Annotated in this window: 10 protein-coding genes and 1 tRNA gene; 2 read left to right on the top strand and 9 right to left on the bottom strand. The window is 66.9% G+C overall.

What is annotated here, in order from left to right; genetic code table 11:
• Positions 1-431: 431 nt before the first annotated feature.
• The 5 genes from IEW98_RS13300 to IEW98_RS13280 all read right to left on the bottom strand — a co-directional run bounded on the left by IEW98_RS13300 (position 432) and on the right by IEW98_RS13280 (position 2,850).
• Positions 432-508, bottom strand: a tRNA-Arg gene (locus IEW98_RS13300).
• 46 nt (positions 509-554) lie between these two features.
• Positions 555-995, bottom strand: coding sequence for a DUF1178 family protein (locus tag IEW98_RS13295; protein ID WP_188763506.1), 441 nt, complete (start codon positions 993-995; stop codon positions 555-557).
• Positions 992-1,807 (bottom strand): carbon-nitrogen hydrolase family protein, encoded by an 816-nt coding sequence (locus IEW98_RS13290; protein WP_188763528.1) that lies wholly within the window; start codon positions 1,805-1,807, stop codon positions 992-994. Before IEW98_RS13290 ends, IEW98_RS13295 begins: the two co-directional genes overlap by 4 nt.
• 2 nt (positions 1,808-1,809) lie before the next feature.
• Positions 1,810-2,067, bottom strand: a complete 258-nt coding sequence (gene grxC / locus IEW98_RS13285) for a glutaredoxin 3 (RefSeq protein ID WP_188763503.1) — start codon at positions 2,065-2,067, stop codon at positions 1,810-1,812.
• A gap of 54 nt (positions 2,068-2,121) precedes the next feature.
• The gene (locus IEW98_RS13280) at positions 2,122-2,850 is read right to left on the bottom strand and encodes a ComF family protein (protein WP_188763502.1); all 729 of its coding nucleotides are present in this window, start codon (positions 2,848-2,850) and stop codon (positions 2,122-2,124) included.
• 167 nt (positions 2,851-3,017) lie between these two features.
• Here IEW98_RS13280 and IEW98_RS13275 point away from each other — a divergent pair, with 167 nt between their 5' ends.
• Positions 3,018-3,860 carry a methyltransferase domain-containing protein gene (locus IEW98_RS13275; protein ID WP_188763500.1) on the top strand — a complete coding sequence of 281 codons (843 nt, stop codon included), beginning with the start codon at positions 3,018-3,020 and terminating at the stop codon, positions 3,858-3,860.
• A gap of 76 nt (positions 3,861-3,936) precedes the next feature.
• Entirely contained in the window at positions 3,937-4,407 is a 471-nt protein-coding gene (locus tag IEW98_RS13270; protein ID WP_188763498.1) for a globin, read from the top strand.
• Here the strand turns inward: IEW98_RS13270 and pgeF are convergent.
• Genes pgeF through lgt form a run of 4 tightly spaced genes read right to left on the bottom strand, consistent with a single transcriptional unit; the run spans position 4,404 to position 7,574 of the window.
• Positions 4,404-5,159 carry a peptidoglycan editing factor PgeF gene (gene pgeF / locus IEW98_RS13265; protein ID WP_243450762.1) on the bottom strand — a complete coding sequence of 252 codons (756 nt, stop codon included), beginning with the start codon at positions 5,157-5,159 and terminating at the stop codon, positions 4,404-4,406. The genes IEW98_RS13270 and pgeF overlap by 4 nt on opposite strands.
• Complete coding sequence (locus IEW98_RS13260; protein WP_188763494.1) at positions 5,156-5,671, bottom strand: GNAT family N-acetyltransferase; 516 nt, start codon at positions 5,669-5,671, stop codon at positions 5,156-5,158. Before IEW98_RS13260 ends, pgeF begins: the two co-directional genes overlap by 4 nt.
• A complete protein-coding gene (locus tag IEW98_RS13255; protein WP_243450761.1) occupies positions 5,668-6,657 on the bottom strand; it encodes a class I SAM-dependent methyltransferase in 990 nt (329 codons plus the stop codon). Before IEW98_RS13255 ends, IEW98_RS13260 begins: the two co-directional genes overlap by 4 nt.
• Complete coding sequence (gene lgt, locus IEW98_RS13250; protein WP_188763491.1) at positions 6,654-7,574, bottom strand: prolipoprotein diacylglyceryl transferase; 921 nt, start codon at positions 7,572-7,574, stop codon at positions 6,654-6,656. Before lgt ends, IEW98_RS13255 begins: the two co-directional genes overlap by 4 nt.
• Positions 7,575-7,581 lie beyond the last annotated feature (7 nt).

Genomic DNA, 7,581 nt, shown 5'->3' with positions numbered 1-7,581 from the left:
GTCGTCCAACCAAAACTCGCCTGCCATGCCGCGCTCCCGATGCCTCGGAAGCTTGAATCACACCTCAGACCAGATGTGAATCCTGTTTATGGGTCCCAACCCTAGACCGAGACCCTGTCGTGCGCTCATACTGTTCGCGCAGGGAATGCGATCAATGATCACCATGAGGCTTCGAGCCGCTATGAAGGCTGCGATCCTTTCAGAAACAAGGCGCCCGAAGGGCCTTATCTAAGGGTCTGTGACATCGAACAACGACTCGGCTGGCGGATACGTGTTTGGGGCCAGGGCTGCGGTGACCTTGACGGTTATCGATCGTCCGATCCTGACCGCCAGTGACCGATCCTCACCTATCTGCTTCTGCAGCCAGCAAGCTGACGAAGCGCAGGCATCTGCAAAAAAAGCGCATGCTTCATGCAAACGGACAAAAGCGGTGGTGCACCCGGCAGGAATTGAACCTGCGACCTCCGGTTTAGGAAACCGTTGCTCTATCCTGCTGAGCTACGGGTGCGGTTCACTTGCCATCGCCGCGCCGCGCCGACAGTTCAAGCGAAAACTCACGCGTCCGATCGGACCAGCGGCGTGAACGGCAGCGGCATCACCGCGATTCCGTCCTCCGCCAATGCTCGTGCCTCGTCGATCGTCGCTTCGCCGTAGATGCCGCGTACCGGCGCATCGCCCGCGTTTTTGGCACGCTCGGCGTCGCCGAACCGCGCCCGCGCCGCCACCGCGAAATTTCCGCCGACATAGTCCGACGCCGCCTCCATCGCCCGCTGCGCCGCCAGCATCTCGGCGCGCCCGGACGGAGACACTGCAGAAGCCGCGCGATTGCCCTTGGCCCCCACCGCCGGCGCCATCACTGCCTTGGAAATCCCGCCATCGCCGCATAACGGGCACGCGATCAGCCCCCGCGCGCGCTGCGATTCATAGTCGTCCGACGACCCGAACCACGCCTCGAAAACATGGGCTTGCCCGCACAGCAGGTCGAACACGATCATGCAGGCAGGCTGAACCGGCGCGCATGCTCCAGGGCCGGCACCTTGCCGCGCGCCTCGCCGACCGCGTCCAGGTCGATCTCGACCAGCGCCGTGCCCGCTGCCTCGCCCATGTCGAGCAATATCTCGCCCCAGGGCGCAATCACCAGCGAATGGCCATAGGTGGCGCGCCCATCGGCGTGGATGCCGGTCTGCGCCGCCGCGATCACGAAACATCCGGTTTCGATCGCCCGCGCCCGCAGCAATATGTGCCAGTGCGCCGCTCCTGTCGGCCGGGTGAACGCCGCCGGCACCGACAGCATCACCGCCCCGGCCTCGGCCAGCGCCCGGTGCAGCGCCGGAAACCGCACGTCGTAGCAGATCGTCAGCCCCAGCCCGCCCCACGGCGTCCCGGCAACGACAGCGGCCTCGCCAGGACGATACGCCGATGATTCGCGATAGCTTTCGCCGCCCGCCAGCGTCACGTCGAACAAGTGGATCTTGTCGTAGCGCGCCCGGATCTCGCCTTCATCGTCGATGACGAAGCTGCGATTGGCAAACAGACTCGTCTCCTGTCGCAGCGCCAGGCTGCCCAGCTGCACCCAGACCTTGTGCTCGCGCGCGGCGTCGCGCACCGCCGTCAGCACGATATCATCGGCCTCGAAACCGATGTTACCCGCCGCACGCTTGCGATCGCGATCGAGATAACCGCTCATTTCCGGAGTGAAGACGATCTGCGCGTCCTGCGCCGCCAGCGCGCCGATCGCGTCGGACAAGGCCCGCGCCTCCGCCGCCGGGTCGATCCCCGTCGTCGCCTGCACGATCCCTATGCGCAGCATCAGGCCGCCAGCAATTCGTCCAGCTTGCCGGCCTTTTCGAGCGCCGCGAGATCGTCGCTGCCGCCGATATGCGCGCCATCGATGAACACCTGCGGCACCGTCGACTTGCCGCCGGCGCGCTCGAGCATCTCGGCCCGCAGGGGGCCGCCCATCGAGATGTCGTACTCCTCGAACGGCACGCCCTTGGCGCTCAGCAGCGACTTGGCGCGCGAGCAGTAAGGGCAGAGGAACTTGGTATAAATCTCGATCTTGGCCATGACTCGTCCTCGATATCTTTGATCGGATATGGGGCTGCGCCGCCGATCCGCCAACTACAAGCTGCCAGCATCTCGCACGACCCGCGCAAACGTCAATACATGAACTTCCCGGGCGCCCGCCCGCCGCAGCACGCGCGCGCACGCTTCGGCCGTCGCCCCGGTGGTCAGCACATCGTCGACCAGCACAACGCAGGCGCCGCGGATGCGGTTGCGATCCTTGACCCGAAACGCGCCGCGCACATTCTTCGCCCGCGCCCGGCGGCCCATGCCCGCGCTGCTGCCCGTCGGCTTGGGCCGCTCCAGCGCATCGATCGCCAGTTCAGCGCCGCTGATCCGCGCCAGCGCCTGCGCCAGCAACGCCGCCTGGTTGAAGCCCCGCCGCCACAGCCGCCGCCAGTGCAGCGGCACCGGCACCAGGATCGTGTCGGCGGTCAGCAGCGCCGCCCCGGCGCGGGCCATGTGCGGCGCCATTACCCGTGCCAGATGCTGGCGATCGCCATGCTTCAACGCCAGCAACACCGTCCGCGCCGGCCCGCCATAGGCCAGTGCCGCCCGCGCCGAATCGAACCGCGGCGTGTCGGCGAGGCACGGGCCACATTCCGCCCCCGCACCGCGATCGTGGTCGAAGGGCGTCCCGCACCGCGCGCACACCGGCTCCGTGATGAACACCAGCTCCTGCCAGCATTTAAGGCAGAACCGCCCGTCATCCGCCACGATCACCCGGCAAGCCGGACACCGCGGCGGCAACACCAGGTCGACCACAGCTTGCAAAGGCCTGAACATGCGCGACCCTAGACGAAGTCGAGCCTTTCTACCCTCTCCCTTTAAGGGAGAGGCGACTCGCCCCTGAGGCGAGCGGGTGAGGGTAGCCCGCACGTCCCGAATGAAGCCCACTCTCCGCGACCACACCCCGCCTTCTCACCCGCCCCCCGATCCGCTACCTCCCGCCCATGTCCGCCGCCCCCGAACCCTTCGACCGCAGCCTGCGCCGCCGCCGCCACGCCGCCGCGCAAAGCAGCTTCGCTACCGCCGATTTCCTCCACGCCGCCATGGCCGACGAAATCCGCGAGCGCGTCGCCGCCATCAAGCGCGACTTCACCGCCGTCCTCGATCTCGGCGGCCCGGCCCCGATCTGGCCCGGCGCCACCCGCCTCGCTCTCGCCCCCCGCGCAATCAGCATCGTCGCCGACGCCCCAGATGTCGTCGCCGACGAGGATCGCCTCCCCTTCGCCGACGCCAGTTTCGACCTCGTCGTCTCCGCGGCCGGCCTCGCCAGCGTCAGCGACCTGCCCGGCGCCCTCGTCCAGGCCCGCCGCGTCCTCAAGCCCGACGGACTGTTCGTCGCCGCCTTTGTCGGCGGCATGACCCTTCACGAGATGCGTGCCGACCTCATCGAGGCCGATATTGCTGGCACAGGAGGAGCAGCAGCCCGCCTCGCCCCGATGGTCGAGGCCCAGGCTGCCGCCGCCCTCCTGCAACGCGCCGGCTTCGCCCTCCCCGTCGCCGACGTCGATCGCCTGACGGTGCGCTACAGTTCGCTGTTCGCGCTCTTCGACGACCTCACCGCCATGGGCGCCCGCTCGCCTTTATCGTCGCGCACACCCCTGCGCCGAGACGTCCTCGCCGAAGCCGCATCGCGCTTCGCCGCCCGCGCCGCCCCCGACGGCAAGACCGCCATAACCGTCGAAATCATCCACCTAGCCGGCTGGGCCCCCGCCCCGAGCCAGCAGGTCCCCCTTAAACCCGGCAGCGCCACCAACAGCCTCGCCAAAGCCCTGGGTAGCAAAATCTAGTCTTCCCTCTCCCCTTGAGGGAGAGGGCGACTCGCACCCTTGTGCGAGCGGGGAGAGGGGTGCTTACTTGCCTAAGATGCCAGACCCCGCCGCAATCGAGTCCAGCCTGACCCTCGCGGCCGACCGCGCCGGCGACCCGACCCCCCTCGTCTACGCCCGTCTTTTCGCCCAGCACCCCGAAATGGCCGAACTCTTCTGCCAGGATCGCAGCAACGCCGTAAAAGGCGAAATGCTCACCCGCGTCTTCGAAGCCATCCTCGATTTCATCGGCCCGCGAAACTACGCCGACCACCTCATCCGCTCCGAAGGCGCCGCCCACGACGCCTATGGCGTCCCGCCCGCCGTCTTCACGACTTTCTTCAAGGTCATCGCCGACACCCTCAGCGACACCCTCAGCGACATCCTCGGCCCCGACTGGACCCACGAGTTCGAAACCGCCTGGCAATCCCTACTGCTGGACCTCGAAGCCCTGACTCCTTCCGTCACCCCGGCGAAGGCCGGGGCCCATCTCCCGCCCTCCGAAAACCAGGCCCAATCTTCGCGCTAAAGCGAAATCACCGAAACCTGCCGCCCGTAATCCAGCTCCCCCCGATGCGTCTTGCGCCGGAAACTGAACCACCGCCCATCGTCCGGACAGGTATCGATCCCCAGCGCCGCCACCTGCCGCACCCCCGCCGCCGCCAGCCGCATCGCCACGAACCCTTCCAGATCGAACTGAAACCGGTCCCCGCGCCCCCGCGCAAAAAACCCGTCGTGCGCCGCATCCTGCTCGGTGAACCGATCCCGAAACCCGCCATCGACCTCATAACTCGCCCGCGCGATGCAGGGCCCGATCGCAGCCGCGATCCGCTCGCGCCGCGCCCCCAACGCCTCCATCGCCGACACCGTCGCTCCGGCAATATCGTTCAGCGCACCCTTCCACCCCGAATGCGCCGCGCCGATCACCCCGGCCTCGGCATCACAGAGCAAAATTGGCGCACAATCGGCAGTCAATATCCCCAGCGCCAGCCCCGGCGTCGCCGTCACCATCGCATCGGCATGCGGGCGCTCGGCGTCGGGGAATGCCGCGGTCACCGGCACTGCGATATTCGAATGGACCTGGTGGAGCGTCACCAACACCGCGCCCGGCGCCACCGCCTCGACCGCGCGGCGGCGGTTCTCGCGCACCGCCTCGGCATCGTCCGACGACCCCAGTCCGACGTTCAGGCTCTCGAAGATCCCGGCCGAAACGCCGCCCTGCCGCCCGACGAAGCCGTGGCGCACGCCGATCAAAGGCGTCGTGACAAAATTAAGGCTCACAGCATCGCCCGGCACAAGATATCGACGTCGGCCTGCTTGCCGACCATGAATTCATACGGCGCCACCTCGGCAAACCCATGCCGCGCATAAAACCGCCGCGCCCGGTGATTGTCAGTGAACACCGACAGCCACAGTTCCGACGCCCCCCGCGCCCGCGCCGCATCCTTGGCCCAGTCGGTCAGCACATCGGCAATGCCGACCCCATGCCAAGGCCGATAGATATACAGCTGCCGCAGTTCCGCCGCATCGGCACTGGCGCCATGCTCATCGGCCGGCAGCTTCAACCCGCCGATCTTGGCGAACCCGACCTGCGCGGTCCCGGCCTCGGCAAACCGCACCGCGATATCGGGATCGGCCAGCTCGTCGGCATAGGCCGCGTCGCTGCCCTTGTTCACGAACGCCGTCAAATCCTCGAGCGAGTAAAGATTGCCGAACGTCTCGATGAACGTCGCCCGGGCAATGCCGCCCAGGATCGCGCCATCTGCCGGCGCGGCATCACGGTAAGTAATCATGCGTCGAACCCCGCCGGTACCGGCCAATCGCGCGACGACAGCGCCATGACCTTGAATAACGCCCCCATCGTCGTCGGCGCCGTCAACCGGACCAGCGCCGCCTCGATGCCCGCCGCCTGCGCCGGCGTCGCCCGCCGCTTGAGCGCCGCCGCGCGCGCCTCGATACCCAGCCGCCCGAGCCAGACGCCTTGCGGCAACGGCCCCGAAACCCGCACATCGCCGGCCGCCCGCGCCAGCGCGGCAAAATCGACATGCGCAGTCAGATCGCTCTCCCCCGGCGCCGCGAAAGGATCGGCGCTTTCGTGATGCCGCAGCGCCTGCAGGCTGTCGACGCCTTGCGCCTGCCAATAGCCGTAATCGATAATGAGCGCCGCGCCGCCATGCCTCCGCAACCGCTCGCCGACCAATGCCATGATCGCCAGTCCCGGTTCGCAGACTTCCCCCGGCGGCGCGTCGGACGGCAACGTCGCCGCGACGAAACCGTCGCCGTCGACATCCACGACCCGCTCCGCTCCGCCCAGAAATTGCCGGATCGGCAACGCATCGAAAAACTCGTTGGCGACGACGATCATCGGCTTGTCATCCGGCAAATCCTGGACTCGGTCATGCCAGGTCGCCGGCAAATGCGTCTGTGCTGCGCGCAAAACCGGGCTGGTTTCGACCAAATGCAGGTCCAATGTCCCCGGACCTGCCGGCAAAGTACCGAGGACTCGCTGCAAATCGCCCATCAAAGTCCCGCGGCCGGGTCCAAACTCGCTCAGCACCGCCTCCGGACAGCCCGCCCGTGTCCACAAATCCCCCACCCAGCCGCCGATCAGTTCGCCGAACATCTGGCTGATCTCGGGCGCCGTGACGAAGTCTCCTGCCGCCCCGAACGGGTCGCGGCCGGCGTAATAATGGCCGTTGCAAGCCGCCATCCAGTCATCGAGCCGCAGCGGTCCGCCAGCTGCGATCCGCCCCCGCAGCGCCTCCGCCAGCCCGCTCACGCCGCCAGCGGCGCCGTTAGTGGCAAGGGCGGCCGCGATACCGCCCGCAGGATCAGGATACCCCCGATAATCACCATCGGGATCGTCAAGGTTTGCCCCATCGTCAGCCCCGACGACAGGAACCCGAGCTGCCGGTCCGGCTCACGGAAAAACTCGACGATGAATCGCGAAATCCCATAGCAGACCCCGAAAACGCCAGCCAGCAGCCCCGGCCGCAACCGCGCCCGCGTCCCCCAGAACAGCGCCAGCATGACCGACAACAGGATCGCGCCCTCCAGCGTTGCTTCAAACAATTGAGAGGGATAGCGCGGTTCTGGCCCCGCATCGGGAAAGATCACACCCCAGTTGGTCCCCGTCGGTCGGCCCCAAAGCTCGCCATTGACGAAGTTCGCCAGCCGCCCGAGCCCGAGCCCGAGCGGCGACACGACAGCGACGAAATCGAGCGTCCGCAGCCCCGAAACCTTGTTCGCCCGGCCAAAACCGAAACATGCGATCAACACCCCGGCAATGCCGCCGTGCGACGACATCCCGCCATCCCACAACCGCAGGATCGACAGCGGTTCGGCCATATATTGATCGGGATTATAGAACAGCACATAGCCCAGCCGCCCGCCGATGATGACGCCCAGGGTCGCCCAGGTGATGAAGCTGTCGAGCTGTTCCGAATTCATCGGGCTGCCCGGCAATTTGATCATCTTGGCCAGCATGCACCAGCCGAGCACGATCGCCGCGATATAGCTAAGGCTATACCAGCGCAGAGAAAATGGCCCCAGCTCTCGCCCGAAAGCGACGAAGGCGTCGATCGTGAAAACATCCGGCCGCAGCGGCAAGGTGGTGAAATCGACCGCGATCTGTAGTTCACCGAGCAATGCTTCACGCCTTTTTGTCAGCTTGCCGTCCCCGGCTGGCCGCACCATAAAGCGA

Source organism: Sandarakinorhabdus glacialis (assembly GCF_014643455.1).
Taxonomy (GTDB): domain Bacteria; phylum Pseudomonadota; class Alphaproteobacteria; order Sphingomonadales; family Sphingomonadaceae; genus Sandarakinorhabdus; species Sandarakinorhabdus glacialis.
This window is presented reverse-complemented; position numbering and strand designations above follow the sequence as displayed.